The 25,691-nt window shown below is 70.5% G+C and carries 28 protein-coding genes; 11 read left to right on the top strand and 17 right to left on the bottom strand.

The window, feature by feature from the left end; all coding sequences use genetic code 11:
- Nucleotides 1-5 precede the first annotated feature (5 nt).
- Genes CCN37_RS06785 through CCN37_RS06810 form a run of 6 tightly spaced genes read right to left on the bottom strand, consistent with a single transcriptional unit; the run spans nucleotide 6 to nucleotide 5,850 of the window.
- Nucleotides 6-1,289 (bottom strand): cysteine desulfurase, encoded by a 1,284-nt coding sequence (locus tag CCN37_RS06785; protein WP_086819803.1) that lies wholly within the window; start codon nucleotides 1,287-1,289, stop codon nucleotides 6-8.
- 56 nt (nucleotides 1,290-1,345) lie between these two features.
- Complete coding sequence (gene sufC, locus CCN37_RS06790; RefSeq protein WP_086819804.1) at nucleotides 1,346-2,101, bottom strand: Fe-S cluster assembly ATPase SufC; 756 nt, start codon at nucleotides 2,099-2,101, stop codon at nucleotides 1,346-1,348.
- A 36-nt stretch (nucleotides 2,102-2,137) separates the two neighbouring features.
- Complete coding sequence (locus tag CCN37_RS06795; RefSeq protein ID WP_086819805.1) at nucleotides 2,138-2,458, bottom strand: non-heme iron oxygenase ferredoxin subunit; 321 nt, start codon at nucleotides 2,456-2,458, stop codon at nucleotides 2,138-2,140.
- The gene (sufD, locus tag CCN37_RS06800; RefSeq protein ID WP_371503725.1) at nucleotides 2,458-3,570 is read right to left on the bottom strand and encodes a Fe-S cluster assembly protein SufD; all 1,113 of its coding nucleotides are present in this window, start codon (nucleotides 3,568-3,570) and stop codon (nucleotides 2,458-2,460) included. Before sufD ends, CCN37_RS06795 begins: the two co-directional genes overlap by 1 nt.
- 58 nt (nucleotides 3,571-3,628) lie before the next feature.
- Nucleotides 3,629-5,083, bottom strand: a complete 1,455-nt coding sequence (sufB, locus tag CCN37_RS06805) for a Fe-S cluster assembly protein SufB (RefSeq protein ID WP_086819807.1) — start codon at nucleotides 5,081-5,083, stop codon at nucleotides 3,629-3,631.
- Entirely contained in the window at nucleotides 5,080-5,850 is a 771-nt protein-coding gene (locus CCN37_RS06810) for a metalloregulator ArsR/SmtB family transcription factor (protein WP_246842855.1), read from the bottom strand. The genes sufB and CCN37_RS06810 overlap by 4 nt, the downstream gene beginning before the upstream one ends.
- 140 nt (nucleotides 5,851-5,990) lie before the next feature.
- Between CCN37_RS06810 and mptB the strand changes: the two genes are divergently transcribed.
- From mptB to CCN37_RS06825, 3 genes are read left to right on the top strand one after another with little or no spacing between them, the layout of a single operon-like run.
- Nucleotides 5,991-7,538 carry a polyprenol phosphomannose-dependent alpha 1,6 mannosyltransferase MptB gene (mptB, locus tag CCN37_RS06815; protein WP_086819854.1) on the top strand — a complete coding sequence of 516 codons (1,548 nt, stop codon included), beginning with the start codon at nucleotides 5,991-5,993 and terminating at the stop codon, nucleotides 7,536-7,538.
- Nucleotides 7,539-7,574: 36 nt separating this feature from the next.
- Entirely contained in the window at nucleotides 7,575-8,513 is a 939-nt protein-coding gene (locus CCN37_RS06820; RefSeq protein ID WP_246842856.1) for an ABC transporter ATP-binding protein, read from the top strand.
- Complete coding sequence (locus tag CCN37_RS06825; protein ID WP_246842857.1) at nucleotides 8,510-9,286, top strand: ABC transporter permease; 777 nt, start codon at nucleotides 8,510-8,512, stop codon at nucleotides 9,284-9,286. Before CCN37_RS06820 ends, CCN37_RS06825 begins: the two co-directional genes overlap by 4 nt.
- Before the next feature lie 172 nt (nucleotides 9,287-9,458).
- Here the strand turns inward: CCN37_RS06825 and CCN37_RS06830 are convergent, their stop codons facing one another.
- Together CCN37_RS06830 and CCN37_RS06835 are read right to left on the bottom strand one after the other, a co-directional pair.
- Nucleotides 9,459-9,821 carry an MmcQ/YjbR family DNA-binding protein gene (locus tag CCN37_RS06830; protein WP_086819855.1) on the bottom strand — a complete coding sequence of 121 codons (363 nt, stop codon included), beginning with the start codon at nucleotides 9,819-9,821 and terminating at the stop codon, nucleotides 9,459-9,461.
- 29 nt (nucleotides 9,822-9,850) lie between these two features.
- Nucleotides 9,851-11,308: an aminotransferase class V-fold PLP-dependent enzyme gene (locus CCN37_RS06835; protein ID WP_210407902.1), complete on the bottom strand. Its 1,458-nt coding sequence runs from the start codon at nucleotides 11,306-11,308 to the stop codon at nucleotides 9,851-9,853.
- Between the two features lie 217 nt (nucleotides 11,309-11,525).
- Here CCN37_RS06835 and CCN37_RS06840 point away from each other — a divergent pair, with 217 nt between their 5' ends.
- The 3 genes from CCN37_RS06840 (at nucleotide 11,526) to CCN37_RS06850 (ending at nucleotide 14,048) form a co-directional block, all read left to right on the top strand.
- Complete coding sequence (locus tag CCN37_RS06840; protein WP_246842858.1) at nucleotides 11,526-12,476, top strand: heme A synthase; 951 nt, start codon at nucleotides 11,526-11,528, stop codon at nucleotides 12,474-12,476.
- A gap of 322 nt (nucleotides 12,477-12,798) precedes the next feature.
- Complete coding sequence (locus tag CCN37_RS06845; protein WP_086819810.1) at nucleotides 12,799-13,380, top strand: TetR/AcrR family transcriptional regulator; 582 nt, start codon at nucleotides 12,799-12,801, stop codon at nucleotides 13,378-13,380.
- Nucleotides 13,377-14,048, top strand: a complete 672-nt coding sequence (locus CCN37_RS06850) for a TetR/AcrR family transcriptional regulator (RefSeq protein WP_086819811.1) — start codon at nucleotides 13,377-13,379, stop codon at nucleotides 14,046-14,048. Before CCN37_RS06845 ends, CCN37_RS06850 begins: the two co-directional genes overlap by 4 nt.
- Here CCN37_RS06850 and CCN37_RS06855 read toward each other — a convergent pair.
- The 4 genes from CCN37_RS06855 to CCN37_RS06870 form a co-directional block, all read right to left on the bottom strand.
- On the bottom strand, nucleotides 14,016-14,780 hold the full coding sequence (locus tag CCN37_RS06855) for a nucleotidyltransferase domain-containing protein (protein WP_246842859.1): 765 nt from the start codon (nucleotides 14,778-14,780) through the stop codon (nucleotides 14,016-14,018). The genes CCN37_RS06850 and CCN37_RS06855 overlap by 33 nt on opposite strands.
- Nucleotides 14,750-15,235 (bottom strand): GbsR/MarR family transcriptional regulator, encoded by a 486-nt coding sequence (locus CCN37_RS06860; RefSeq protein WP_086819813.1) that lies wholly within the window; start codon nucleotides 15,233-15,235, stop codon nucleotides 14,750-14,752. The genes CCN37_RS06855 and CCN37_RS06860 overlap by 31 nt, the downstream gene beginning before the upstream one ends.
- Before the next feature lie 62 nt (nucleotides 15,236-15,297).
- Nucleotides 15,298-16,173 (bottom strand): RimK family alpha-L-glutamate ligase, encoded by an 876-nt coding sequence (locus CCN37_RS06865; RefSeq protein ID WP_086819814.1) that lies wholly within the window; start codon nucleotides 16,171-16,173, stop codon nucleotides 15,298-15,300.
- The gene (locus CCN37_RS06870; protein WP_086819815.1) at nucleotides 16,170-16,484 is read right to left on the bottom strand and encodes a hypothetical protein; all 315 of its coding nucleotides are present in this window, start codon (nucleotides 16,482-16,484) and stop codon (nucleotides 16,170-16,172) included. Before CCN37_RS06870 ends, CCN37_RS06865 begins: the two co-directional genes overlap by 4 nt.
- 127 nt (nucleotides 16,485-16,611) lie before the next feature.
- Between CCN37_RS06870 and CCN37_RS06875 the strand changes: the two genes are divergently transcribed.
- Nucleotides 16,612-18,231 carry a DUF885 domain-containing protein gene (locus tag CCN37_RS06875; protein ID WP_086819816.1) on the top strand — a complete coding sequence of 540 codons (1,620 nt, stop codon included), beginning with the start codon at nucleotides 16,612-16,614 and terminating at the stop codon, nucleotides 18,229-18,231.
- A 41-nt stretch (nucleotides 18,232-18,272) separates the two neighbouring features.
- Here the strand turns inward: CCN37_RS06875 and CCN37_RS06880 are convergent, their stop codons facing one another.
- The 3 genes from CCN37_RS06880 to CCN37_RS06890 all read right to left on the bottom strand — a co-directional run bounded on the left by CCN37_RS06880 (nucleotide 18,273) and on the right by CCN37_RS06890 (nucleotide 20,679).
- Nucleotides 18,273-19,223, bottom strand: coding sequence for an amidinotransferase (locus CCN37_RS06880; RefSeq protein WP_086819817.1), 951 nt, complete (start codon nucleotides 19,221-19,223; stop codon nucleotides 18,273-18,275).
- A complete protein-coding gene (locus CCN37_RS06885) occupies nucleotides 19,220-19,969 on the bottom strand; it encodes a phosphatidylserine decarboxylase (protein ID WP_086819818.1) in 750 nt (249 codons plus the stop codon). The genes CCN37_RS06880 and CCN37_RS06885 overlap by 4 nt, the downstream gene beginning before the upstream one ends.
- Nucleotides 19,970-20,088: 119 nt before the next feature.
- Complete coding sequence (locus tag CCN37_RS06890; RefSeq protein ID WP_086819819.1) at nucleotides 20,089-20,679, bottom strand: TetR/AcrR family transcriptional regulator; 591 nt, start codon at nucleotides 20,677-20,679, stop codon at nucleotides 20,089-20,091.
- Nucleotides 20,680-20,765: 86 nt separating this feature from the next.
- On the opposite strand from CCN37_RS06890, the gene CCN37_RS06895 reads away from it, so the two are divergent.
- Nucleotides 20,766-21,701, top strand: coding sequence for an acyl-CoA desaturase (locus tag CCN37_RS06895; RefSeq protein WP_086819856.1), 936 nt, complete (start codon nucleotides 20,766-20,768; stop codon nucleotides 21,699-21,701).
- A gap of 69 nt (nucleotides 21,702-21,770) precedes the next feature.
- Nucleotides 21,771-22,742, top strand: coding sequence for a quinone oxidoreductase (locus tag CCN37_RS06900; protein WP_086819820.1), 972 nt, complete (start codon nucleotides 21,771-21,773; stop codon nucleotides 22,740-22,742).
- Here the strand turns inward: CCN37_RS06900 and CCN37_RS06905 are convergent.
- Together CCN37_RS06905 and trxA are read right to left on the bottom strand one after the other, a co-directional pair.
- Entirely contained in the window at nucleotides 22,729-23,709 is a 981-nt protein-coding gene (locus CCN37_RS06905) for a DUF5937 family protein (protein ID WP_086819821.1), read from the bottom strand. The two genes, CCN37_RS06900 and CCN37_RS06905, sit on opposite strands and share 14 nt — an antisense overlap.
- A 149-nt stretch (nucleotides 23,710-23,858) precedes the next feature.
- Nucleotides 23,859-24,230 carry a thioredoxin gene (trxA, locus tag CCN37_RS06910; RefSeq protein WP_086819822.1) on the bottom strand — a complete coding sequence of 124 codons (372 nt, stop codon included), beginning with the start codon at nucleotides 24,228-24,230 and terminating at the stop codon, nucleotides 23,859-23,861.
- 112 nt (nucleotides 24,231-24,342) lie between these two features.
- Here trxA and CCN37_RS06915 point away from each other — a divergent pair, with 112 nt between their 5' ends.
- Both CCN37_RS06915 and CCN37_RS06920 read left to right on the top strand, forming a co-directional pair.
- Nucleotides 24,343-24,783, top strand: coding sequence for a MarR family winged helix-turn-helix transcriptional regulator (locus tag CCN37_RS06915; protein WP_086819823.1), 441 nt, complete (start codon nucleotides 24,343-24,345; stop codon nucleotides 24,781-24,783).
- Nucleotides 24,784-24,898: 115 nt separating this feature from the next.
- A complete protein-coding gene (locus CCN37_RS06920) occupies nucleotides 24,899-25,690 on the top strand; it encodes a polysaccharide lyase (RefSeq protein WP_210407903.1) in 792 nt (263 codons plus the stop codon).
- The last annotated feature ends 1 nt before the right edge of the window (nucleotide 25,691 follow it).

Raw genomic sequence — 25,691 nt, forward strand, 5'->3', positions numbered from 1 at the left:
TCCCCTCACGCCACGCCGAAGAAGCGCTTCGCCTCGCGAACGGCCGCGACCAGCGCGTCCACCTCGTCGAGGGTGTTGTACAGGTAGAACGAGGCGCGCACCGACGCCGCGACACCGAGCTTGCGGTGCAGCGGCCACGCGCAGTGGTGGCCGACCCTGATCTCCACGCCGAGGCTGTCCAGCACCTGGCCCGCGTCGTGCGCGTGCACCCCGTCGATGTCGAAGGCCACCGCGCCACCGCGCAGCACGAGGTCGGTCGGGCCGACGATCCGCACACCGTCCACTTCGGACAGTCCACGCAGCGCCGCCTCGGTCAGGACCAGCTCGTGCGCGTGCACCCGCTCCATGCCCACCACGGACAGGTAGTCCACCGCGGCGGCGAGCCCGATCGCCTGCGAGGTCATCGGAACGCCCGCCTCGAACCGCTGCGGCGGCGGCGCGAAGGTGGAGCCCTCCATGCGGACGAGCTCGATCATCGAGCCGCCGGTGAGGAACGGGGGCATGGCCGCGAGCAGGTCGTAGCGCCCGTAGAGCACGCCGATCCCGGACGGGCCGAGCATCTTGTGCCCGGAGAACACCGCGAAGTCCACGTCGAGCGCGCGGAAGTCGACCGGCATGTGCGGGACCGACTGGCACGCGTCGAGCACCGTCAGCGCGCCGACCTCCTTGGCGCGCTTGACGATCCGCTCGACGGGGGTGATCGCACCGGTCACGTTGGACTGGTGGGTGAACGCGACGACCTTGGTCCGCTCGGTGATCACAGTGTCCACTTCGGACAGATCAACACGACCGTCCGAAGTGACCCCGAACCAGCGCAGCGTGGCCCCGGTCCGCTCGCAGACCTGTTGCCACGGAACGAGATTGGCGTGGTGCTCGATCTCGGTGATGACCACCTCGTCGCCGGGGCCCAGCCGGAAACGCTCGGCTGAAGCACCGGCGACGGAGGCGTTGCTCATCGCGTAGGCGACCAGGTTGACGCCCTCGGTGGCGTTCTTGGTGAACACCACCTCCTCCTGGTCGACGCCGACGAAGGACGCGATGCGAGCACGCGCGCCCTCGTAGGCGTCGGTGGCCTCCTCGGACAGCTGGTGCGCACCTCGGTGCACGGCCGCGTTGGAGGTCTCCAGGAACGTCCGCTCCGCGTCCAGCACTTGGCGCGGGCGTTGCGAGGTCGCTCCGGAGTCCAGGTAGACCAAGGGCTTGCCGTCGCGCACGGTCCTGCCGAGGATCGCGAAATCCCCGCGGATCGCGTCGACGTCAAGCGGGAGCGGGCCAGCTTCGACGGTCATGTCGGCCCTCCTCTCAACGAATCACGCTCGTGGTGGTGGGAGCAGTCAGGAAGGAATCAGGCGGAAGCCGTGTAGCGGACGTAACCGTCGCGCTCCAGCACCTCGGCCAGCTCGGCGCCGCCGGACTCCACGATGCGCCCGCCCGCGAAGACGTGCACGAAGTCCGGGGTGATGTGCTTGAGGATGCGGGTGTAGTGCGTGATCAGCAGGACACCGGTCTCGCCGTTGGCCTTGTAGCGGTTCACGCCCTCGGACACCACGCGCAGCGCGTCCACGTCCAGGCCGGAGTCGGTCTCGTCGAGCACGGCGAACTTCGGCTTGAGCAGCGCCAGCTGGAGGATCTCGTGGCGCTTCTTCTCACCGCCGGAGAAGCCCTCGTTGACGCTGCGCTCGGCGAAGGCCGGGTCGATGTCCAGCTCGGCCATGGCCTGCTTGACCTCCTTGACCCAGTGGCGCAGCGCCGGGGCCTGCTCGCGCACGGCCGTGGCCGCGGTGCGCAGGAAGTTCGACATCGACACGCCCGGCACCTCGACCGGGTACTGCATGGCGAGGAACAGGCCCGCGCGGGCGCGCTCGTCCACGCTCATCTCCAGCACGTCCTCGCCGTCCAGCAGCACGGAGCCGCCGGTGACGTCGTACTTGGGGTGCCCAGCGATCGCGTAGGCCAGGGTGGACTTGCCCGAGCCGTTGGGCCCCATGATCGCGTGGGTCTCGCCCGCCCTGATGGTCAGGTCGACGCCCTTGAGGATCTCCTTGGCGCCGTCCTCGGTCGCGACCGTGACGTGCAGGTCCTTGATCTCCAGCGTGGCCATTGTTCTTCGTTCTCCTGATGTGGCAAGAAAGAGCAGTCAGCGGTTGGTCGGGGTGGTGACGTCCACGTGGACATCGCCGTCGTGCACGGAGGTCGCGTAGACGTCCACGGGGTCGAAGGCGGGCGGGCTGAGCGGTTCACCGGTCTCCAGGTCGAAGCAGGCGCCGTGCAGCCAGCACTCGATGCCCTCGCGCCCCACCTCGCCCTCGCTCAGCGCCACCTCGGCGTGCGAGCACTCGTCGCGCAGCGCGTGCACCTTCTCGCCCCTGCGGACGAGGACCACGGGGGTGCCCGCGACCTCGAAGCCGACGGGCTTGCCGTCGGTCAGCTCGGCCAGCGGGCAGACCCTCGTGGTCATCAGACGCCCACGGCTTCCAGCTCGGCCTCGATGGCGGCCTCCAGCCGCTCGCGGACCTCGGGCACGGTGATCTTGGCGATGATCTCGTGGAAGAAGCCGCGCACGACCAGCCTGCGCGCCTGCTCCACCGGGATGCCCCTGGCCTGGAGGTAGAACAGCTGCTCGTCGTCGAAGCGGCCGGTGGCGCTGGCGTGGCCCGCGCCCTCGATCTCGCCGGTCTCGATCTCCAGGTTCGGCACCGAGTCCGCGCGCGCGCCGTCGGTCAGCAGCAGGTTGCGGTTGAGCTCGAAGGTGTTCGTGGCCTCGGCCGCCGCGCGGATCAGCACGTCGCCGATCCACACGGTGTGCGCGTCCTCGCCCTGCAGCGCGCCCTTGTAGACCACGTTGCTGCGGCAGTTCGGCACGCCGTGGTCGACGAAGAGGCGGTGCTCCAGGTGCTGGCCCGCGTCGGCGAAGTACACGCCGAGCAGTTCCGCGTCGCCGCCGGGGCCGTCGTAGGCCACGGTCGGGCTGATGCGGACCAGGTTCCCGCCGAGGGTCACCACGGTGTGCCGCAGCGTCGCGTCGCGGCCGACCTTGGCGTGGTGGGAGGTCACGTGGACCGCGTCGTCGGCCCAGTCGATCACGGTGACGACGGTGAGCTTCGCGCCGTCGCCCACGACGACCTCGACGTTGTCCGCGAGCACGCCGCTGCCCCGGTAGTCCAGGACGACGACGGCCTCGGCGAACTGCTCCGCGCGCAGCTGCACGTGGCCGTAGGCGGTCACGCCCTCGCCCGCGCCGGTGATGGTCACCAGCACCGGCTCGGCCGCGGCGACCTCCTTGCCGACGGTCACCAGGGTGGCCCCGGTGAAGGAGTTCCACGCCTGCGCGGCCACCCGGTCGCCCGGGGTGCCCGCGACGCCGAGGCGGGCGTCGCCGCGCTCGACGGTCTCCACCGCGACGCCCTCGCCCGCGACGACCTCGACGGTCGTCTTGCCCTTGGTCGCGGCCTCACCGAGGTGCAGGCCGGCGATGCGCTTGAGCGGGGTGAAGCGCCAGTTCTCCTCGCGGCCGCCGGGCACCTCGAAGGCGTCGACGTCGAAGGAGGTGAACCACTCCGACCGGGTCATGCCGGGGGCGATCCGGCTGGCCGGGGTGGTGCTGTTGGTGTCGGTCGAAACGGCCATGTCAGCCGACGGCCCCTTCCATCTGAAGCTCGATGAGCCGGTTCAGCTCGAGCGCGTATTCCATCGGCAGTTCGCGGGCGATCGGCTCGACGAAGCCGCGCACGATCATCGCCATGGCCTCGTCCTCGGTCAGGCCGCGGGACATCAGGTAGAAGAGCTGGTCCTCGCTGACCTTCGAGACGGTGGCCTCGTGGCCCATCGCGACGTCGTCCTCGCGGATGTCCACGTACGGGTAGGTGTCGGAGCGGCTGATGGTGTCCACCAGCAGCGCGTCGCACTTCACCGTCGACTTCGAGTGGTGGGCGCCCTTGTTCACGCGGACGAGGCCGCGGTAGGAGGTGCGGCCGCCGCCGCGCGCCACCGACTTGGAGATGATCGTCGAGGAGGTGTGCGGCGCGAGGTGGGTCATCTTGGCGCCCGCGTCCTGGTGCTGGCCCTCGCCGGCGAAGGCGATGGAGAGCACCTCGCCCTTGGCGTGCGGGCCCATCAGCATGACGGCCGGGTACTTCATGGTCACCTTGGAGCCGATGTTGCCGTCGACCCACTCCATGGTCGCGCCCTCTTCGGCCTTGGCGCGCTTGGTGACCAGGTTGTAGACGTTGTTCGACCAGTTCTGGATCGTGGTGTAGCGGCAGCGGCCGCCCTTCTTCACGACGATCTCCACGACCGCGGAGTGCAGCGAGTCCGAGGAGTAGATCGGGGCGGTGCAGCCCTCGACGTAGTGGACGTAGGCGTCCTCGTCGACGATGATCAGCGTCCGCTCGAACTGGCCCATGTTCTCGGTGTTGATCCGGAAGTAGGCCTGCAGCGGGATCTCCACGTGCACGCCCTTGGGCACGTAGATGAACGAGCCGCCGGACCACACGGCGCCGTTGAGCGCGGAGAACTTGTTGTCACCGTGCGGGATGACCGAGCCGTAGTACTCGCGGAAGAGCTCCGGGTGCTCCTTCAGCGCGGTGTCGGTGTCCAGGAAGATGACGCCCTGGGCCTCCAACTCCTTGTTGATCTGGTGGTAGACCACCTCGGACTCGTACTGCGCGGCGACACCGGCGACCAGGCGCTGCTTCTCCGCCTCGGGGATGCCCAGCCGGTCGTAGGTGTTCTTGATGTCCTCGGGCAGGTCCTCCCAGCTCTGGGCCTGCCGCTCGGTGGAGCGCACGAAGTACTTGATCGAGTCGAAGTCGATCCCGCTCAGGTCGCTGCCCCAGCTCGGCATCGGCTTGCGGTCGAACAGCCGCAGGCCCTTCAGCCGCGACTCCAGCATCCACTCCGGCTCGTCCTTCTTCGCGGAGATGTCGCGGACGACCTCCTCGTTCAGGCCGCGGCGCGCGCTCGCTCCGGCGTCGGTGGCATCCGCCCAGCCGTACTCGTAACGACCGAGGCTGGCGATCGTCTCTTCCTGCGTGAGCGGCTCGGTCACCGTGGTGGGTGTGCGCTGTTCGGCAGCGGCAGTCATACGGGCTCCCTGAAGGAATCGGGGCAGGTCTCATCCGCGTCCGGCGCGGCTTCCGGACCCTGGCTCTTCTGGTGCTTCTCCCGCGCGGGGGCGGGAAGGTGGGTGGTGCACGCCGCGTCGCCCCTGGCGATCGTGGCCAGTCGCTGCACGTGGGTGCCGAGCAGGTCGGCGAACGCCGCCGTCTCGGCCTCGCAGAGCTGCGGGAACTCCGCGGCCACGTGGGCGACCGGGCAGTGGTGCTGGCACAGTTGTTCGCCCGCTCCGACCTGGCGCGTCGAGGCAGCGTATCCCTCGTGCGTCAGGGCCAGCGCGAGCGCCCTCGCCCTGGCGTTGGGGTCCGGGTTGGCCAGCACCGAGGCGCGGTGCCGCTCCACCAGGGTGGCCATCCGCTGCTCGGCGAAGGCGCGCACCGCCTGCTCCCCACCGGCGTCGGCGAGGAAGCGCAGCGCGGCGACCGCGAGGTCGTCGTAGGCGTGCCCGAACCGGCCGCGGCCGGTCTCGGTGAGCAGGAACAGCTTCGCCGGGCGGCCCCGTCCCCGCTGCCCCTTGGTGGAGGCGTCGCGGGTGCGGACCTCGCCGTCGGCGAGCAGCGCGTCGAGGTGGCGCCGCACGGCCGCCGGGCTCAGGCCCAGCTCGTCGGCGATCACCGCGGCGGTCAGCGGTCCCCGCTCCAGCAGCAGCCTGGCCACGCCCTGGCGGGTGCGGCCGTCGGCGTGCTCCCGCTGCGCGGGCTGCGCAGCCGGTGGAGGGGGCCCGACGTTTTTCACAACACAAGTCTTGCTTATTTCCTCCCGCGGGGCAAAGCGCCCCCCTCCCAGGGTGATCCGACTCACCTCCGGCGCCGGTCAGCGATGCTTTCCCGCCCGGAACGGGCTCACTCGATCCGGGATCGATAGTGTTCAGCGGCGTGAGGGCGGGCGAGAAGACACCACCTGCGGCCCCTGGGTCCTCGGCGGGCCTGGACGGGGCCGAGCTCCGCCAGCTCGACTGGGTCCGGCGGCTGGGCACTCTGGGCGCGCTGCTGATGGCGGTGGGAGCCGCGGGCGCGGGCGCGGCGCCGGTGTTCAACCCGGTGCCGAGGGTGCCGCTGATCGGCCTGCTGCCGAGGGTGCCGACCGTCTCGATGGCGATCGTCTACACCGGCATGTTCCTGGTGATCTCCTCCTGGCTGTGGCTGGGCAGGCTGACCGCCTCCGGCAGGCCGAGGGTGATCTCGCGCTCGCAGATGGACCGCACGCTGGTCATGTGGATGATCCCGCTGGCCATCGCCCCGCCGATGTTCTCCCGCGACGTCTACAGCTACCTGGCCCAGAGCAAGATCGCCTTCCTCGGCCTCGACCCCTACGAGGTCGGCCCCGCGCAGGCGCTCGGCGTCGACGACCCGCTGACCAGGGGTGTGCCCAACGTCTGGCGGGACACCCCCGCGCCGTACGGCCCGTTCTTCCTCACGCTGGGCAAGCTGGTCAGCTGGATCGCCGGGGACCACGTGGTGACCAGCGTGCTGCTGCACCGGGTCATCGCGCTGGCGGGCATCGCGATGATGCTCTGGGCGGTGCCCCGCCTCGCCCGCAGGTGCGGGGTGCGGCCGGTGACCGCGCTGTGGCTCGGCCCCGCCAACCCGCTCGTGCTGTTCCACCTGGTCAGCGGCGTGCACAACGAGGCGCTGATGGTCGGGCTGATGCTCGCCGGGCTGGAGATCGCGCTGCGCCCCGGCACGCGCTGGCTGCTGATCGGCGCGACGCTGATGACCTGCGCCGCCGCCGTGAAGGTCAGCGCGGCGCCCGCGCTCGGCTTCCTCGGTGTGGCGCTGGCGCTGCGCTGGGGCGGCACGTTCAAGGACCTCTTCCGCGCGGCCGGGCTGCTGATCGCGGTGTTCGCCGGAGTGCTGGCGGTGATAGTCCTCGGCAGCGGTCTGTCGCTGGGCTGGGAGGACTCGCTGGTCGCGCTGGAGAAGATCCAGTCGTGGAAGTCGCCGATGACCTGGCTCGGCGGGCTCGGCGGATCGCTCGGGGTGCTGCTGGGCTTCGGCGACCACACGGCGTCGGTGACCGAGGCGTGGCGCGTGGCGGGCGGGATCGGCGCGGTCGCGGTGCTGGGGTGGCTGCTGTGGACGTGCTTCCGCCGGGGTGAGCGCTTCCTGCACCCGATCACCGGCCTGGGCATCGCGCTGGGCATGATGGTGGTACTCGGTCCCATCGTGCACCCGTGGTACCTCGTGTGGGCCGTGGTACCGCTTGCCGCGTCGACGAACTCGGTGCGGTTCCGGGTGGTCGCGGTGGTGCTGAGCATCGCGATGTCGGTGGTGGACACCCCGCCGGGCGCGAACTACGGCGGCCGGGAGTTCGTGGTGCCGTGGGCGATCCTCGCCGGGCTCGCCGTGGCCGGGCCGCTGCTGCTGGCCGTGCGCAAGCGGATGCCGGGGCGGGTTCGCGCGCCTCGATCGGCCGCCCAGTAACGAGTGCGCCAGCTCACCCGCTTAGGCTCTGCTCCCGTGGACCCCAGAGCCGACTCCGCCGCGCTGGACGTCAGCGGGCTGGTCAAGCGCTTCGGTTCGACCACCGCCGTCGACGGGCTCGACCTCCGAGTGGCACGCGGTACCGTTTTCGCCCTGCTCGGCCCGAACGGCGCGGGCAAGACGACGACCGTGGAGATCTGCGAGGGCTTCCAGCGCCCCGACGCCGGGACCGTGCGCGTGCTCGGGCTCGACCCGATCGCCGACTCGTCGAAGCTGCGCCCCCGCATCGGCGTGATGCCGCAGGGCGGCGGCGCCTACCCGGGAGTGCGCGTGCGGGAGATGCTGGAGCTGGCCGCCTCCTACGCGGCGACCCCGCTCGGCGTGGACTGGCTGCTGCACGAGCTGGGCCTGTGGGAGGTCCGGCGGACGATCTTCAAGCGGCTCTCCGGCGGCCAGCAGCAGCGGTTGTCGCTGGCCTGCGCGCTGGTCGGCCGCCCGGAGCTGGTGTTCCTCGACGAGCCGACCGCGGGGATGGACCCGCAGGCCCGCCGCCTGGTCTGGGAGCTCGTCGGCGCGCTGCGCTCCGACGGCGTGACGGTGGTGCTGACCACGCACCTGATGGACGAGGCCGAGCAGCTCGCCGACCGGGTCATGATCATCGACAACGGCCGCGTGCTGACCGAGGGCAGCCCCAACGAGCTGACCAGCCGCGACGCCAGCTGCCGGACGCTGACCTTCCGCTCCCGCGCCGGGCTGAGCCTGGAGCTGCTCTCCGGCGCGCTGCCGGAGTCCTGCACCGCGGTGGAACCGAGTCCCGGGAGCTACCTCGTCGAGGGTGAGATCGACCCGCAGGTGGTGTCCACGGTGACCTCGTGGTGCGCGCAGCAGGGTGTGCTCGCCGACGAGCTGCGCGTGGGCAGGCGCGGTCTCGAGGACGTGTTCCTCGAACTGACCGGACGGGAGCTGCGGTCGTGACCAGGTTCGCCGAGGGCGCGTTCCGCCCGGCTCCCGGCCGCGCGCCGCTGGGGTCGATGCTGCTGGCGCAGACCCGGGCCGAGACCCGTTTGGTACTGCGTCACCCAGAACAGCTGCTGCTCAACCTGCTCATCCCGATGGCGTTGCTGGTGGGTCTGAGCCTGCTGCCGCTGCTGTCCCTGCCCGAGCCCCGCGTCGATTCGGTGACCCCGCGCATCCTCGCGCTGGCGGTGATGTCCTCGGCGTTCACCGGCCAGGCGATCGCGCTCGGTTTCGACCGGCGCTACGGCGTGATCAAGCGCCTCGCCGCGACCGCGCTGCCGCGCTGGCTGCTCGTGGTGGGCCGGGTGTCGGCCGCGTTGATCGTCGTCGCCGCGCAACTGGTGGTGCTCGGTGTGCTCGCGGCGCTGCTCGGGTGGCAGCCGGCGGCGTCGGGACTGGTCGCGGCCGTGGTGCTGGTGGTGCTGGGCACCCTGGCCTTCGGCGCGCTCGGTGTGCTGCTCGGCGGCGCGCTGCGCGCGGAGGTCGTGCTGGCGCTGGCCAACGTCGTGTGGTTCGCGCTGTTGTTGGCCGGGGGCATCATCGTGCCGCTGGACCAACTGCCCGACGGCTTGGCCGCCGTGGTCGGCTGGCTGCCCTCCGGCGCGCTCGCCCAGGGCCTGGACTCGGTGCTGACGCTGGGCGGATGGCCCGGTTGGCAGCCCCTCGTGGTGCTCGCGGCCTGGGGCGCCGGTGCGGGCCTGCTCGCCGCCCGCACCACCAAGCTCGCCTAGCGCGCCTCCGCCTGTCAGCAGACCGTCCTCTGCGCAGACGCGCCTCGATCTCTGGCGGAACCGGGTTCCAGGTGACCTGGCACCCAGCGTCGACGTCCACCTCATCCCGTCGGGTGCGGGCCTTTCCGCAGACGACGCACGGCCACGGCACCATGGCCGGTTCCGGTCCCCCTCAGAGGACATCGAGCTGGGCGACGAGGGTCTTGGGAGCCACCATGCGGTAGGCCTCCTCGACGATCTCGCCGAGCTCCACCCAGTCGAGGTCCACGTCGAGGTACACGCCGAGCCAGCCGCGGTGCCCGACGTAGGGCGGCCGGAAGAAGCGCGCCGGTTCCTCGGCGACCATCTCCTCCTGCACCCCGGGTGGTGCCGCGCACCAGAAGCCGAGCCGGTCGTCGTGGTGGTGGTTGGCGTAGGTGACGAAGGTCTTGCGGTCCCGGACGAACCACGTCGGTTCACCGTGGCTGAGGCGCTCGGTGGTCTCGGGCAGGGCGAGGCACAGCTTGCGCAGCTGCGGCAGCGGGTCGGCTGTCATCACCTGATACTGCACCCCGTCCCACTCGGTCAGCAGTGCAATCTGGGTGGCAATCCGGCCCGATCCGGTACTCGGTCCCGATAGGTGCGCACGGACCAGTCGAGGAAGCGGTGGACGTCGGCGAAGGTGCTCGCCAGGCCGAGGGAGACCCGGACACCGCCGCCGTTGGGCACGCCCATCGCGCCGAGGTAGTCGTCCAGGGTGATCATCGTGCCGTCGGTCGGGGTCGCGAGCTGGGTCACGCCGAGCGACAGCGCCGCCTCGCCCGCGCCGGGGTTGCAGAAGCACCCCGTGCGCAAGGAGATCCCCGCCGCGGCGGACTCGCGGCTGACCAGGCGCTCGTCGACGAGGTCGCCGTCGGGGGTGAGGAAGTTGAAGGCGATCGTGCCGCCACGCCCCTCGGTGGTGCGCGGCCCGTAGACGAGCACCATCGGTTCACCGTTGCCGTGCCGGAGCGCGCAGAGCTCGTCCAGCAGCCACGCGGTCAGGCAGCGCACGCGGGTGTGGATGGTCGGCATGCCGATCTGGCTGATCCACCGCAGTCCGACCGAGACGTCGGGCAGCTGCAGGAAGTTCAGCGTGCCGTCCTCGAAGGCACCGGGTGCCGGGTCGAGCCGGTGCCAGTCGCCGAGCGCGCTCGCACCCCAGATGGTGCCGCCGGAGAACCAGGGGCGGGTCAGTTCCTCCACCGCGTCCCTGCGGGCGACCAGCGCGCCGACGCCCGTGGGGTAGCCGAAGACCTTGTACCAGCTGACCGGGACGAAGTCCGGCTTGTGCGCCGACAGGTCGAGTGCGTTGCTCGGCGCGAAGGCCGCGGCGTCCAGCAGCACCCGCCAGCCGAGGCGCTGCGCCAGCTGGACCCATTCGAGCGGGTGCTGCACGCCGGTGAAGTTGCTCTGCGCGGGGTAGGCGAACAGCCGGGGCCCTGCCGGTTCGCGGTCGAGCTCGGCGAGCAGGGATTCCTCGGGGACGCGCATGTCCGGCCCGCTGATGTGCGCCAGGCCGATCGAGGAGCCGCGGTTGCGGGCGTACTCGCGGATGCCCACGACGGAGTTGTGGTTGTCCTGGGTGAGCAGCAGCCGCCCCTCGGGCCCGAACGGGAACGCCTCGCCGACCAGGCGGCACGCGCCGGTGGCGTTCGAGGTGAAGATCACCACGTACTCGTCCGGGTCGGCGTTGAAGAACCGCAGCACGTCGCCGCGCACGGCCTCGACCAGCTCGGTGGAGCGCACGGAGGACGGGCTGTCGGAGTGCGGGTTGCCGTAGACGCTGGAGCGCAGGCGGGCCAGCTGAGCCCGTAACTGCGCGTCGGAGACCAGCCCGGAGCCGGTGTAGTCGAGGTAGCAGTGCTCCTCGGCGTCCAGGTGCCGGTACTCGGTACCGCGGAGCCGGTCGAGGGCGGCGGTGTCGGAATAGGCCGGGTAGCGCCGCAGGAATGCTTCCTCGTCGCGTCTGCCGACCCGACCCGAGGACTTTTTACGAATCATGTTCCACATTCGCGCCAACCGCCCTTCCCATCGAACCCGCAGCGCAGAGGGGGTCGGGCTCAGGATAGGGAATCAGGCACTTGCCGGTAGTCACAATCAGACTCAGCTGAAAGACAAACGTGTGCCGACCGTGTCTGATATGCAATCCGATCGACTGCACGTTGCACTCCGCCGGGGCGGGCGGTCCGTCTCAGGGAGGCCGACCTACCATCGGTGGGTGCCCGCATCGTCCCTGCTCCGCGTCGCCGCGATCGTCAACGTGGTGATGCAGTCGATCATCGCGGTGACCGGTTCCGTTGTCCGCGTGACCGGCTCCGGCCTCGGCTGCCCGACCTGGCCCAACTGTCAGCCCGGCAGCCTCGTCCCGGTACCGCATCCCGAGTTCGACCAGGTGCAGCAGTGGATCGAGTTCGGCAACCGGCTGCTCTCCGGCCTGGTCGGCGTGGTGGCGCTGGTCTGCCTCTACCTGGCGTGGAAGCGCACGCCGCGCGGTTCCCGGCAGGTGCGGCTCGCCGCGATCCTGCTCGTCGGGGTGCTCGCGCAGGGGGTGGTCGGCGGTGTCGTGGTGCTGCTCGGCCTGGTCTGGTGGACCGTCGCCTTCCACCTGCTCGTCTCGATGGCGCTGGTGTGGGCCTCGGTGCTGTTCCTGCACTCGGTGGTCGAGGGCGTGGAGGGCGAGTACCGCTCGCTCGTGCCGCGCCCGCTGCGCCAGCTGCTGATCGTCACCACGGTCGCGCTGGCCGCGGTCCTGGTGCTGGGCACCATGGTCACCGGCGCCGGCCCGCACGCGGGCGACCCGGAGACGCCTCGGCTGAACCTGCCGATCGCCCAGCTCGCGCAGTTCCACGCGGACGCGCTGTTCCTGTTCCTGGGCATGCTGATCGCGCTCGGCTTCGCGCTGCGCGCGATGAGCTGGACCCGGCTGATGCGCCGGTGGTACTGGGTTCTCGTCGGGACCGTGCTCGCTCAGGGCTCGCTCGGGATGGTGCAGTACTGGACGGGCGTGCCGGAGTCGCTGGTGTCCTTCCACGTCCTCGGCGCGGCTGCGGTCACCGCTGTGATGGCCGGTTTGTGGACGGTGTGCGGGGAGCGCGTGCCCGCTCCTGGAGCTGACGGAACGGAGCTTCCGAGCGAGCCTCGTCGCAAGGCCCCGGCGACGACGGCGTGACGAGCTAGCTCCCCCGTCGCCGTCAGCACTGGCGACACAGCGCACGGTCAGCGAGCACATTCACCGCAAAGATGGTCTCGACCCCGTCAGCGGTCGCGATGTCAGCTTCGCCGTCCGCACGCCAGCCTTGCCGAGGAACCCTTGCGGCGTCGGGATCTCTCCCACTGGTGACACCCTCGACGACCCGCTCGGCCGCTCGTTCTCCTGGTGAGCGACCAGGTGCGTCTCAAACGCGGTTCCCGCACTCGAACCGGTGAGAACCCGATCCCTTTTGGCAGCAAGTGCCGAAAGGAACTCAGTTCCGTGTGTCTACCCTGATCCCGTGGCAGACCTCAGAGAACGCAAGCGCCAACGAGCGCGAGAACAGATCGTGGAAGCCGCCTTCGCGCTGTTCGCGAAGCGGGGCTTCGCCAACGTGACCGTCACCGAGATCGCCGAGCGGGCCGAGGTGGGGCGGACGACGTTCTTCCGCTACTTCGGCGACAAGCAGGAGGTCGTCTTCTCCGACGAGCAAGGCCTGTTGGAGGTGATGACCGAGCACCAGCGCGCGTCCGGCGCCGTTGCCGCGAAGAGCGTCTGTCCCGCGATGCGGCAGCTGCGCGGGACGGTTCTGGTGCTGTGCGAAGCGATCACCAAGGACAGGAAGCACTACCTGGTGCACGAGCGGCTGATGGAGGAGAACCCCGAGCTGTTCGACCGCGGCGTTCGCAAGATCCAGCGCTACACCCAGGCCCTCGAAGACATCCTGGTCGAGCGAGGCACGCCGAGGGAGGTCGCCGTACTCGCCGCGCAGCTGGCGCTCGGCTGCTTCCAGGCGGGCCGGCAGCTCGCGGACGGGAACCCGTCCAGGCTGGTCAAAGAGGTCGAAGCCGCTTTCGAGCGCGTGGCGGGGCGGCGACCATGAGCACCCGCGCCCGCATCCTGGAGGTGACGGCGGAGTTGCTGGCCGACTCGCCTACCGGCGAGGTGTCCACGCGCGCCATCTGCCAGGCGGCCGGGGTCGGGCAGCCGGTGCTCTACCGCCAGTTCGGCGACAAGGGTGGGCTGCTCGCCGCCGTGGTCGACTACGGCTTCGAGCAGTACCTGGAGTCCAAGCGAGCCCGCGTGCCCTCCGACGACCCGGTGCGCGACCTCCGCGAGGGCTGGGACGCGCACACCGACTTCGCGTTGGCGCACAAGAGCTTCTACCGCTTGATGTACTCCACGTCGACGACCGCCTCCCCCACCGCGGGTGCCGAGGCGTTCCGGCTGTTGGTCGCGACCCTGGAGCGCTGCGCGGCGGCCGGACGCCTGCGCGTGAGCCCGGTCGTCGCGGCGCGCATGGTGATGTCGGCGAACGTCGGCGTGGCGCTGATGCTGATCACGCGCCCGCAGCACTTCGACGATCCCGAGCTGTCCCACCAGGTTCGCGACGCCGTGCACGCGCGCATCCTGGCCGACCCCGCGCCGACGCCGTCAGCGGTCGCGCCGGTGGCCGCGCACCTCAACGCGCTCCTGGCCGACTCCCCCACCGCGCTCAGCGACGCCGAGACCGCGCTCCTACGCGACTGGCTGACCCGGCTCTCTCCCTGACGCCGGGGGACGGCGGTAGCCGACGAGCAACCGGCCGCCGACGGAGTCGAGGACGTCGGAGACCGCACGGTGGAACGCTTCGGGCGCGTCGCTGGCCACGAGCGCGCGATAGGTGGAGAGCAGCGACGCGCAGGCGACGGGGTCGACCTCGCGGAGCCTGCGCAGCAACCACTTCCCCGTGCCCAGCCAGCTGCCGCGCACGCTCAGCACCAGCTCCGCGACCGTGGTCAGCAGGCGGTTGGCGATCAGCAGCCGCTCGTCGGGGTCGGTCGCGCCCGCGAGATCGTCGAGCAGGTCGGTGACGCGGTACCGAGCGTCCTCCAACTCCGTGGGACTCAGCGGCGGCGGTCCCTCGGCGAAGCGCTCCCGCGACGTCGTGCGCGCCCATTCACCGATCCCGGAGTGGTCGAAGAGCAGGGTTCCCTCGGCGCACATGTGCAGCAGGGGCGACCCACGCAGCGCGACCTCACGGTCCACAAAGGACACGAAGGTCTCCCGAGTGTGCGCGAACAGCTCCACCGGCCAGCCGTCGTGCTCGTCGGTCACGCGGAACGGCGGCGGAGGGTCGGACACGAACACCACGATGTCCAGGTCGGACGTGGAAGTCCGCCGCGCCGACGTCGCCCCACCGCCCAAGATCGCCGCGAGCGCCGTGGGGTGGTGCGCCACGACGTAGGAACGCGCTGAGTCCTGCGGCGTGCTCATCGACGCCGCGAAGAGTGGGCTTCCCATCGCCCGCGCAGCTGCGACAGCTCGCCGGAGAGCCAGGAGTAGAACTGGTCGACCTCGCGGATGCGGTCGGCGCGATCGCCCTGACCGCTGAGCATGCGCAGGCCGCCCGTGGTCAGCTCGCTCACCTCGGCGACCGACTCCAGGCGGCGCAGCATGACGTTGGCCCACGCGTCCTCGCGGACCTGGTAGACCGCCGCCTCCCGGCCGCGCCGGGTGGTCTTGCTGATCAGTCCCCGCGCCAGCAGCAGGCGGACGTTGGTGCTGATCGAACCGCTGCTCGCGGACAGCGCGGCGCCCAGCTCGGCCGCCGTGCGCTCGACGGGATCGCAGATCAGCAGGAACGCCAGGATGCGGCCGGCGATCAGCGGCATGCCCTCCTGCGCCTCGAACCGGGCCGCGAACGACTCGATCCAGTCCGACGGCTGCCGTCCGCCGACTCGGCTGGTGTCCGACACCCTCGCCCCCTAGCTTCAGTGAGTACTGAAGCCACGATGGTATCGGAACTTCGGAAGCGAGGTCAGCGGCGTGCCAGCTCCGCGCGCACGGCCGAGGCGAACCGCAGCGGCGCGCCCGGATCGGCTTGCCGGAAGCCCAGCGACGGCTCGGCCAGCTCCAGTTCAAGCAGCAGCGGAGCGCCGTCGGTCCCACTCAGGACGTCGACCCGCGCGTACAGGAGGTCCGAGCGCTCGATGCCGTGGAGTCCGCACGCCGCGTCCAGCGCGTCCTCCGCGAGCATGCGCCGTGTCGCGTCCGGCATGACCGGCTTCAACCGCTCATCGACGAACAGTGCCGACATCTCGACCTCGCCGCGCGGCAGCATCGGGCCCTTCAGGAAGCCGTGCGAGAACCGGCCGCCGAAGAAGACGAGCGCCGTCTCCCCTTCGACGTCCACCGCGGGCTGATAGGGCTGGAGAACCACCGTGCGGCCCTGAGCGTGCAGCGCGGCGACGTGTGCCTCCGCGCGCTCACGCTCCTCGGGCAGGAATCGCCCAGCGCCCTGCGAGCCCGCGCCGACCGCCGGTTTCAACGCGATCTCAGTGTCATATGGGCCCAAGTCCGCGCCAGGTGGCACCAAGTGCGTCGGCACCACGGGCAGTCCCGTCGCGGCGAGATCCGCCATGTACGCCTTGTCGGTGTTCCACCGCACCAGGTCAGCGCGGTTGGCCAACGCGGGGACGCCGTCGCACCACGCCAGGAACTCGGTACGCCGCAGCGGGTAGTCCCAGGTGGAACGGAGTACCACGAGGTCCGCAGGCTCAGCGTCGCGGATGGAGTCCCAGGGCTTCCACTCCGCCTCGATCCCGACCTCGGCCAGCACGGCGGGCAGCGGCGTGTCGTCGCCGTCGCTCTCCGGCAGTTCTGCGCAGGAGGCCAGCAGGACGCGAGGGCTCACTTCCGCGCCCGCGGGCCCGCCATCTTGCGGCGGTGGGCGGGGCCGATCACGGTGGCGGCGACGGTCTCGCGGTCCCACTCCGAGACCTGGACGCCCTCGACGGCGGCGCAGACGGCCTCGGCGGTGGCGACGTCCGGGACGACCACGTCACCGAGCGCGCCGTCCGAACCGACGAGGGTCAGCCGGACTCCGGCGTTGCCGATGTACTGGATCACGGCACGAGTGGGGTCACCGTGCTCGGCGACGAAGGCGTTGACCACCGCGACCGTCCTGGCCGGGGCGGAAGGGGCGGTGGCGGTCTGCTCGCTCATCCCGGTGAGCCTAGAGCGGTGACCGCTTCGGCAGAGGTGTCTTGAAGTACAACAAAACCGGCTTCGGGTTGTGGCTGGCGGCAGACGAGCCGAGACACAACTCGTTAGAACGGCTAAGTTCTTCGGGGTGACCGAACTGCGAACCCTCCTTGACTCCTTCGTCGAGTGGCACCTGGACGCCCACCCGGTCCGTGCCACGCTGCTGGGCGCGACGGGTCGCGAGGACACCCTCGGCGACCAGTCCGCCGCCGCTTGGACCCGTCGCGACACCGAGACCCGCGAGTGGCTGGACCGCTTCGCCGCCGTGGACGCCTCCGGCCTGTCCCTCGACGACTCCGTCGACCGCGACCTCGTGCTCGCGACGCTGCGCGGTGAGGTGGTCCAGGCCGACGAGCCCGACTGGCGCCGTGACCCCGGCCTCTACGTGAGCCCGATCCTGTCCGGCCTGTTCACCCTGTTCCTGCACCGGCTGCGGCCCGAGGCGGAGCTGGTCGCCTCCGCCGTGGCGCGGCTGCGCGAGGTCCCCGGCGCGCTCGCGGCGGCCAAGGCGAACCTGGACGCCTCGATCTCCCCCGCGCTGATCGTGAAGCGCGCGCTCGGCCAGACGCGCAGCGCTCGCGCGTTCCTCACCACGGCACTGCCCGGCGAGGTCGCCGACGAGTCGCTGCGCCGCGCCCTCGCCGAGGCCGCTGCCCCTGCGGCCGACGCCTTCGACGAGTTCGCGACCTGGCTCGCCGAGTTCGCCGAGCGCGCCAACGGCGACTGGCGGATGGGCGAGCGGAAGTACTCGGCGCTGCTGCGGGAGCGGGAGCTGCTGGGCTACGGCGCGACCGAGCTGCACGAGCGCGGCAAGGCCGTCTACGCCGAGCTGGACGAGCAGATGCGGGAGCTGGCCGCGAAGGTACCCGGTGGCTCGCGGGACTGGCACGCCGTGATGACGGCGTTGCAGAACGACCACCCGCCGACGCTGGAGGCGATGCGCGAGGAGTACGCGGCGGAGACCGAGCGCGCGCGGCGGTTCCTGATCGACAACGACCTGGTGCCCTTCGCCGAGGGCGAGGAGTGCCGTGTGGTGCCCTCCCCCGGTTTCCAGCGGCCGATCCTGTCGGTGGCCTTCTACATCGCGCCGCCGCCGCTGACCTCCTCGCGGCTGGGCCACTTCTTCGTGCCCTTCACGCCGGAGGACTTCACCGAGGAGCAGGTGCGTCAGCGGCTGGCCACCAACGCGCGGGCGCAGATGCCGACCATCGCCGTGCACGAGGCATACCCCGGCCACCACTGGCACCTGTCGTGGATGGCGGGCAGCGACCGCACGGTGCGCAAGCTGTTCCGCACCCCGTACTTCTCCGAGGGCTGGGCGCTCTACGCGGAGCGGCTGCTCAGCGAGAACGGGTACTTCGCCGACCCCGCGCACGAGCTGGCGCACCTGGACGCGCGGATCTTCCGCGCCGCGCGGATCGTGGTGGACACCGCGCTGCACTGCGGCGAGATGAGCATCGAGGAGGCCGAGAAGCACATGGCTACCAAGGCTTCGCTCACGCCGGGCACCGCGGTCGGCGAGGTCAACCGGTACTGCGCGTGGCCGACGCAGGCGCCGTCGTACCTGACCGGCAGCCTGGAGATCGAGAAGATCCGCGAGGACTACCTCGCGGCCAGTCGTGGTGACGTGCGGTCGTTCAACGCCACCATCGCGGGCTCCGGAGCGCTGCCGCTGGGCCTGGCCCGCAGGGTCGCGCTGGAGAGCTGAGACAGCGGGGGGCGTCGGTGGCCGCCGACGCCCCCGCTTCCTCACAGCATCTGGAACGCGTACGAGAACCTGTTGAGGTGCAACAGCATCGCCGAGAGCTGCGCGCCGTCCTGGCGGTACTCGGAGAGGTTCACGTAGTTCACCTCGAAGGCGAGCGCGGAGGCGATGTCCTCGATGCGCCGGTTCTTGGCGACTTCCCGTTGGTACTCCTCGGTTCCCGCGCGCAGGTCGTGCACGTGCGAGGAGTTCAGCCACACGTTGTGCAGCCGGACCGAACCGCACGCGCCCGCGTGGCAGTCCTCAATGGACACGGGCACGATCTCGGTGTGCCGCTCCAGCTCCGCGAGCTCCGCCCGCTCGAAGAGCTCGGCGCACACCAGCGTTTTATCTTTGGTGAGCGGGAAGAGCACGCGGTCCAGGCGCGCCAGCTCGGCCTCGCCCAACCCCAGCCGGATCACCCGCATGTCGAAGGCGCGTTCCATCCAGTCGTAGGTCTCGGAGTCCGAGAACGGGCCGCACCCACCGACGTAGACGTTGTCGCGCAGGTGCTTCAGGTCCGCCTCGCCGCCGAAGCGCCCTTCCGGCACGTGCGTGCGGTAGCCCATCGCGTGGAAGAACCCCGCCCCCACCTCGGCTTCGGCGCGGCGCGGTTCGTCGGGGTGGTTGGAGATCACCACCGTGTCGCGGTCACCGGCGTGGTCGAGCACCACGCCGAGGTTGGCCGTGTAGACCAGTTCGGGCAGGCCGTTCGGGCAGGGGGTCGGCAGGACCGTCACCAGGGCTTCGGCGGCGACCAGGTGGTAGAGGTCGAAGAACTGGGCGAAGGCCTTGCGCGGCCGGGGTACGCGCTCCGTCGGCCGCGCCCGGACCACCGGCGCGGAGAACGGGGCGTTCATCAGGAAGGCGGGGCGGGTGAGCTGGCTCGGGTTGGCCGGGAGCGCCGAGGGCTCCCACGGGTCGAGCGAGGGCTGCTGCGGGACAACGGCGATCATGCCGCTGTGTCTCCTTCCTGCTCCTGACCGGGCAGGACCACGCGGACCAGGGGGTCGACCCCGGCCTGCACGTGGGTCCCGGTCCGTTGCAGCGGCACGAACTCGGCGTGGTCGGACAGCGGGATGACCAGCTCCACCTGGGAGCCGTAGCGGATCTGGGAGAACCGCCGCCCCTGGAACACGGGCCGGTTCTGGCGCAGGGCGAACGGGGTGATCGCGTCGACGTCGTGGTCGGCGATCTGCAGCACGTAGTAGGACTGGCGCAGCGCGGGGACGTCGATCCGGTTCACCACGCGCTGGTTGTGGTGCAGGTATCCGGCGCGGTCGGGATCGATGCGCAACTCCGTCAACAGGTCCTGCTCCATCGCCAGCATCGGATGGTTGAGGGTGTCGATCGGCTCGACCGTGCGCCAGGACAGCCTTCCGGAATAGGGAATTCTGTTGACGTGGACGTCGAAAAAGGTCATGAAGATCCCGATGACCAGGCTGGGCCGGTCGAAATCGGGATCGCGTAACGCGTCCCTGGGCGTGTAGGGCACGCCCTTGATCTCCACGACCGGCTCGTCCGCCTTGACCACGCCCTGGTAGAGCAGGATGCCGTCGGCGGGGGCGAAGAACAGGCCGGGGTCACAGGACGCCGCCCTTGTCGGATCGCGAAAGAAATGATATTGAGACAAATACGACAGCGATTTGTCCTCGAAGGGCCGGACGTCGGATTCGATCCACGACTCCAGGGATTGGGCCATCACACGCAGCTTCCGGTTTTCACAGGGATGATCAACGTGGTGCAGGGTGTCACTGCAAGGAATCGTCAAATATGGGCGTGGCAAACGCAAGGAGCCGGGTTTCCACTAACCCGTTCGAGTTAATTCCTGGGAGTCGCGAGCCTGGCCGGCGCGCCCAGGGCGGTGCCCGAGAGAATCGTTCGTTCGGCCGCCTCGGCCGCCCCGTGCGCTTCCGGCAGCGCCGAAGCGATCACCACGAGGCCGTCGGCCACGGTGAGGAACACCAGCGCCAGCGCCTCGGGATCGGCGGGCGGATCGGGTGTTTCCCGGAACCGCTCGGCGAGCGCGGCCACCACCGCCCGGTACTTCGCGGTGGCCAGCTGCGCCAGCTCCGCCCCGCGCATCACCGCGATGGTCAGCTGGAGCTGCCCGAGCAGCACGTCCGAGCGCGCCACCACGCGCGCGATCAACGCCCGGACGCAGTCCCGCAGCGAACTGCCGTCCGGCGAGGTGGTGCGGATGGCCTGCACCAGCGACTCCGTCGACCGGGCCAGCACCTCGGCGAAGAGCTCGTCCTTGGTGGCGAAGTGGTAGTGGATCAGCCCGACGGTGACCCCGGCCTCGGCCGCGACGCGCCGCGTGGTCGCGGCCCGCACGCCGTGCTCCACGAGCACCCGCTGGGCCGCGGCCACGATCTGCTCGCGTCGTCGCGAAGCGTCCAGCCGACTCACGCGGTGACCTTAACGGGAGAACCTCAGTCCTGGTCCGGGGGCCAGCACCAGTGTTCCGGCGGCCGCGACCGGGCAGTGTCCTCGACATGACGACGACCCCGGTCGAGACCTCCTCCGGTCCCAAACCGCTGTTGGAAGGCACACCCGCCGCGCACCTCGCGGTGCGGCTGTTCGTGCTGATCCCACCGACGCTGGCCTTCCTGGTCGCCGCGCCGCTGGCGTGGGGCTGGGGCCTCGGTTGGGTGGACGTGGCGCTGTTCGCGGTGTTCTTCGTGCTTGCCGGGCTCGGCGTCACGATCGGCTACCACCGGCACTTCACCCACGGCTCGTTCAAGGCCAAGCGCGGCCTCAAGATCGCGCTGGCGCTGTGCGGGCACCTCGCGGTGCAGGGCGAGGTCACCGCGTGGGTGGCCGACCACCGCAGGCACCACGCGTTCTCCGACAAGGAGGGCGACCCGCACTCGCCGTGGGCCTTCGGCACCACGCCCGCCGCTCTGGCCAAGGGTTTCTGGCACGCGCACATGGGCTGGATGTTCAACAACGAGGTCACCAACGCACAGCGCTTCGCACCAGACCTGTTGGCGGACAAGGACGTTCAGCGCATCGACAGGATGCTGCCGTACCTCACCGCCGCGAGCTTCGTGCTGCCCGCCGTGCTCGGCGGACTGCTGACCTGGTCGTGGTGGGGCGCGCTGACCGCGTTCTTCTGGGCGGGCCTGGTGCGGGTGGCGTTCCTGCACCACGTGACCTGGTCGGTGAACTCCATCTGCCACCTGATCGGCGACCGGCCGTTCAAGTCCAAGGACAAGGCCGCCAACGTGTGGCCGCTGGCGATCTTCTCCTTCGGCGAGTCCTGGCACAACCTGCACCACTCCGACCCGACCTGCGCCCGGCACGGCGTGCTGCGCGGGCAGATCGACATCTCGGCGCGGGTGATCTGGTTCTTCGAGAAGCTGGGCTGGGCGTGGGACGTGCGCTGGCCGACCGAGCGCAGGCTGGCCCGACTCCGCACGGACGCGTGAGGCGGGAACACCCGGCGGCGCCCGCGTGTTGGCCCTGAGCAGTCAGGCAAGCCCAGTCAGGGAGGCAGCATGCGGGCGGTAGTCGTTCGATCCCACGGCGGACCCGAGGTCCTTGTGGCCGAGACGCGGGACCAACTGGAACCGAGTCCCGGAACGGTGCTGGTGGACGTGGCCGCCGCCGGGGTGAACTACATCGACACCTACCACCGCACCGGCGCCTACCCGATCCCGCTGCCGTTCACGCTCGGCCTCGAAGGCGCGGGCACCGTCGCGGCGCTCGGCGAGGGCGTGACGGAGTTCGCGGTGGGCGACAAGGTGGCGTGGGCCTCGGCGATCGGCAGCTACGCCCAGCAGCTCGTCGCCCCCGCCGCGCAGCTCGTCCCGGTTCCCTCCACTGTGGACCTGGAGACCGCGGCGGGCGCGATGCTCCAGGGCATGACGGCGCACTACCTCACCGCGTCGACCCATCCGGTCGCTGAGGGCGACGTGGCGCTCGTGCACGCCGCCGCCGGCGGGATGGGGCTGCTGCTGACGCAGATGGTCAAGGCGCGCGGCGGGCGGGTGATCGGAACGGTCTCCACGGCGGAGAAGGAGAAGCTGGCCCGCGCCGCCGGTGCCGACGAGGTCATCCGCTACACCGAGGAGGACGTCGCGGAGCGGGTGCGCGCCCTGACCGACGGGGGCGGCGCGCACGTGGTCTACGACGGCGTCGGCAAGGACACCTTCGACGCGAGCCTGGCCAGTCTTCGCCCGCGCGGCCTGCTCGCCCTCTACGGCGCGGCCAGCGGCGCGGTGCCGCCCTTCGACGCGCAGCGCCTCAACCAGGCGGGCTCGGTGTTCCTCACCCGACCGTCGCTCGGCCACCACACCGCCAGCCGCGAGGAACTGCTGTGGCGGGCGGGCGAGGTGTTCGACGCCATCCAGGCGGGCACGCTCGACATCGCCGTCGGTGGCCGCTACTCACTCGACGACGCGCGACGGGCGCACGAGGACCTTCAGGGCCGCAGGACCACCGGCAAGCTGCTGCTCACGACGAGCTGAGCCCGTCGACCCCGGCCCCCAGCAGGGCATCGGCGGCCGGGGTCCGCTGGTAGAGCACGAAGCGCCCGGTCCGGTTCGAGGTGACCAGCCCGGCCTCGCGCAGCAACGACAACTGCTGCGACACCCCGCCCGCCGTGATCCCCGTGCGACGCGCCAATTCCGATGTGGACGCCGGGGCGTCCAGTTCCGCGAGGATCTGGGCCCTTGAGAGACCGAGTACCGCCGCGAGCGCGTCCGGGACCGGGTTGCGCCCGCGCTCCCACAGGGTGGCGATCCCGCGCGGCGGGTAGCGCAGCACCGGCTGCCAGGAGTCGACGATCTTGGAGAACACCCTCGGCCAGACGAAGACCGAGGGCACGAGCACCAGACCCCGGCCGTCCAGTTGCAGCTTCGCGGGCGTTTTCCGTTGCACCACAAGGCTGTCACCGGTCCAGCTGACCGCGGGGTCCAGGTCGACGAAGAGCCGCTGCGCCCCACCTTCGGCCAGCCGCCGGGAGCGGTAGAGCACCTCGCCCTCCAGCAGCGCGCGAATCCTCGGCCAGTGCGGCAGGAGCGCGGCTTCCCAGTACGCCGCGACCGTTTCGGCCAGCTCCGCCAGGCCCCTGACCGGATCGTCGTACAGCGGGTGCAACGGTGCGGGGCGGTCAAGGAGGTCGACCCCCGCGCGGACCTCGTCGGCGGGCACCGCGCGCAGGGCTTCGAGCTCGTCGGCGATGTCCGGCACCGGAGTTGTCGGCGTCGGAGCGAGGAACGCGGGCAGTCGCCGCGAGGGCACGGGTACCAGAGCGTCGAGCACGCGCAGGTCCAGTCCGCGAACCCGCTCCGTGGCCGAGGAGATCCACGGCAGGTGCAACGCGTGCGCGGCGGGCTCCTTCAGGACGCGGACGCTCGCCACGACCTCCCACAGCGGGGAGAACGCGAAGCGCGTCCGCGCGAGGTCCTGCGCCGTGAAACCGAGTTCCAGCACCCCACGAGCCTACGCAGTTCTCGAAGGCACCGAGCCCCAAGTGGAACCGAGTACCACCAGGACCCCATCGCAGCCCCGAGTCACCCGTTTCGTACTCATAGCGGGAGAAAGAGCACGACCGCTATGAGTACGAAACGGGCGGACGGGAGCTAGGACTGCTTGGCCTGGTGCTCGGCGACCTGGCGGTGGACCTCGGTCATGTCGACGGCGCGGGCCTGGGCGATCAGCTCCTCCAGGCTCGCCTCCGGCAGCGCGCCGGGCTGCGCGTAGAGCACGACGCCCTCGCGGAAGACCATCAGCGTCGGGATGGAGGAGATGTTGAACGCGGAGGCGATCTGCACCTGCTCCTCGGTGTTCACCGAGCCGAACACGATGTCGTCGTGGCGTTCGGAGGCGGCCTCGTAGACGGGGGCGAACATCCGGCACGGCCCGCACCACGACGCCCAGAAGTCGACCAGCACCGTGCCTTCGCCGCCGACTACCTGCTCGAAGTTCTCGGTGGTCAGTTCGACAGTTGCCATGTGTCGGCGCTCCTCGCTCGTCGGTCCCTCTGGGGTAACCCCGGCCCCGGGGTTCCTATTCCTCACGTTTAGCTTGCCCGCGATCTCATCGTCGGCGCACTAAACTCGCGCCATGACCGAGCCCTCGCTGCGCCTCGACGACCAGGTCTGCTTCGCGCTGTACGCGGCGTCGAGGGCGGTCACCGGTTTCTACCGGCCGCTGCTGGACAAGCTCGGGCTGACCTACCCGCAGTACCTGGTGATGCTCGCGCTCTGGGAGAACGGCGCGTGCCCGGTGAAGGATCTCGGCGCCGCCCTCCAGCTGGACTACGGCACGCTGTCGCCGCTGCTCAAGCGGTTGGAGAAGGCCGGGCTCGTGCGCAGGGAGCGCAGGCAGGACGACGAACGCTCGGTGCTGGTGACCGTCACCGACGAGGGCGCGGCGCTGCGCGGGCGGGCACTGGAGCTGCCGCCCGCCATCGGTACGGCGATGGGGCTGGAGCTCGCCGAGTTCGACCAGCTGCGCGGGCTGCTGCGGAAGCTGACGACCTCGGTGGCCGAGCATTCCGGATAACGCCGATATTCACATTCATGAATCCCGAAGACATTCTTGAACAATCGCTTCACAGCCCTTATCGTCCTTTTCGGGCCGCCGCGGCAAAGACGCTCGTCGACCGAAAGGACCGACCATGTCTCTTGGTTCTCGGCTGCGCGGAACTCTGCTCGCCTTCGCGGTGGTCGCCGGAATGACCGCCGCGACACCGGCCTCCGCCGCACCGGCCCCGTGGAGCGGCGGCTTCAGCGGGTTCCCCTCGACCTCGTGGTCGAACAGCTGGGGCATCGACAACCGCGGCAAGTGGGGCTTCGGCGACATGAAGTCCTCGGGCAGCACGCTCGACGTCACCTACGGCAGGGGCTCGTCCGCGCCGTCGTGCACCAACTGCCCGACCACCGGGGGCGGGCAGTTCTACCAGGACCTCAACCGCGTCGGCCGGTCCGACCTTCAGTCCGCGAACACGCTCTACCTGCGCTACCAGGTGCGATTCCCGACGAACTTCGACTTCAGCAGGGGCGGCAAGCTGCCGGGTTTCTACGGCGGTGACCCGGGCAGCCAGAGCGGCGGTAGCCACGGCGGCTGGTCGACCAGGTTCATGTGGCGCGACGGCGGCAGGGGTGAGGTCTACGTCTACACGCCCACCGGCAACGGCTACGGCAAGGACGTGGGCCTCGGCAGCTGGCGCTTCGCCGCGGACGGCCAGACGCACACCGTCGAACAGGCCATCACGCGCTCCACCGGGAACGTGACCGTCTGGTACGACGGCCGCCAGGTGCTCTCCACCAACGCGGTCGACGGAATCGGCAAGATTCCGTTCCGGGGTGTTTTCTTCTCGACGTTCTTCGGCGGTCACGACACCAGCTGGGGACCGAAGTCCACCGTGCACGCCTATTTCTCGAACTTCACCGTCTCGACCTCGCGATAGG

Source organism: Allokutzneria sp. NRRL B-24872 (genome assembly GCF_002155965.1).
Taxonomy (GTDB): Bacteria; Actinomycetota; Actinomycetes; order Mycobacteriales; family Pseudonocardiaceae; genus Allokutzneria.

What these genes read in the sequence shown, in the direction of transcription:
- CCN37_RS06785 (WP_086819803.1), bottom strand. Translation starts at nt 1,289, where the DNA reads ATGACCGTCGAAGCTGGCCCGCTCCCGCTTGACGTCGACGCGATCCGC.
- sufC (WP_086819804.1), bottom strand. Translation starts at nt 2,101, where the DNA reads ATGGCCACGCTGGAGATCAAGGACCTGCACGTCACGGTCGCGACCGAG.
- CCN37_RS06795 (WP_086819805.1), bottom strand. Translation starts at nt 2,458, where the DNA reads ATGACCACGAGGGTCTGCCCGCTGGCCGAGCTGACCGACGGCAAGCCC.
- sufD (WP_371503725.1), bottom strand. Translation starts at nt 3,570, where the DNA reads ATGACCCGGTCGGAGTGGTTCACCTCCTTCGACGTCGACGCCTTCGAG.
- sufB (WP_086819807.1), bottom strand. Translation starts at nt 5,083, where the DNA reads ATGACTGCCGCTGCCGAACAGCGCACACCCACCACGGTGACCGAGCCG.
- CCN37_RS06830 (WP_086819855.1), bottom strand. Translation starts at nt 9,821, where the DNA reads ATGACAGCCGACCCGCTGCCGCAGCTGCGCAAGCTGTGCCTCGCCCTG.
- CCN37_RS06835 (WP_210407902.1), bottom strand. Translation starts at nt 11,308, where the DNA reads ATGATTCGTAAAAAGTCCTCGGGTCGGGTCGGCAGACGCGACGAGGAA.
- CCN37_RS06850 (WP_086819811.1), top strand. Translation starts at nt 13,377, where the DNA reads ATGAGCACCCGCGCCCGCATCCTGGAGGTGACGGCGGAGTTGCTGGCC.
- CCN37_RS06855 (WP_246842859.1), bottom strand. Translation starts at nt 14,780, where the DNA reads ATGGGAAGCCCACTCTTCGCGGCGTCGATGAGCACGCCGCAGGACTCA.
- CCN37_RS06870 (WP_086819815.1), bottom strand. Translation starts at nt 16,484, where the DNA reads ATGAGCGAGCAGACCGCCACCGCCCCTTCCGCCCCGGCCAGGACGGTC.
- CCN37_RS06880 (WP_086819817.1), bottom strand. Translation starts at nt 19,223, where the DNA reads ATGATCGCCGTTGTCCCGCAGCAGCCCTCGCTCGACCCGTGGGAGCCC.
- CCN37_RS06885 (WP_086819818.1), bottom strand. Translation starts at nt 19,969, where the DNA reads ATGGCCCAATCCCTGGAGTCGTGGATCGAATCCGACGTCCGGCCCTTC.
- CCN37_RS06895 (WP_086819856.1), top strand. Translation starts at nt 20,766, where the DNA reads ATGACGACGACCCCGGTCGAGACCTCCTCCGGTCCCAAACCGCTGTTG.
- CCN37_RS06900 (WP_086819820.1), top strand. Translation starts at nt 21,771, where the DNA reads ATGCGGGCGGTAGTCGTTCGATCCCACGGCGGACCCGAGGTCCTTGTG.
- trxA (WP_086819822.1), bottom strand. Translation starts at nt 24,230, where the DNA reads ATGGCAACTGTCGAACTGACCACCGAGAACTTCGAGCAGGTAGTCGGC.
- CCN37_RS06915 (WP_086819823.1), top strand. Translation starts at nt 24,343, where the DNA reads ATGACCGAGCCCTCGCTGCGCCTCGACGACCAGGTCTGCTTCGCGCTG.
- CCN37_RS06920 (WP_210407903.1), top strand. Translation starts at nt 24,899, where the DNA reads ATGTCTCTTGGTTCTCGGCTGCGCGGAACTCTGCTCGCCTTCGCGGTG.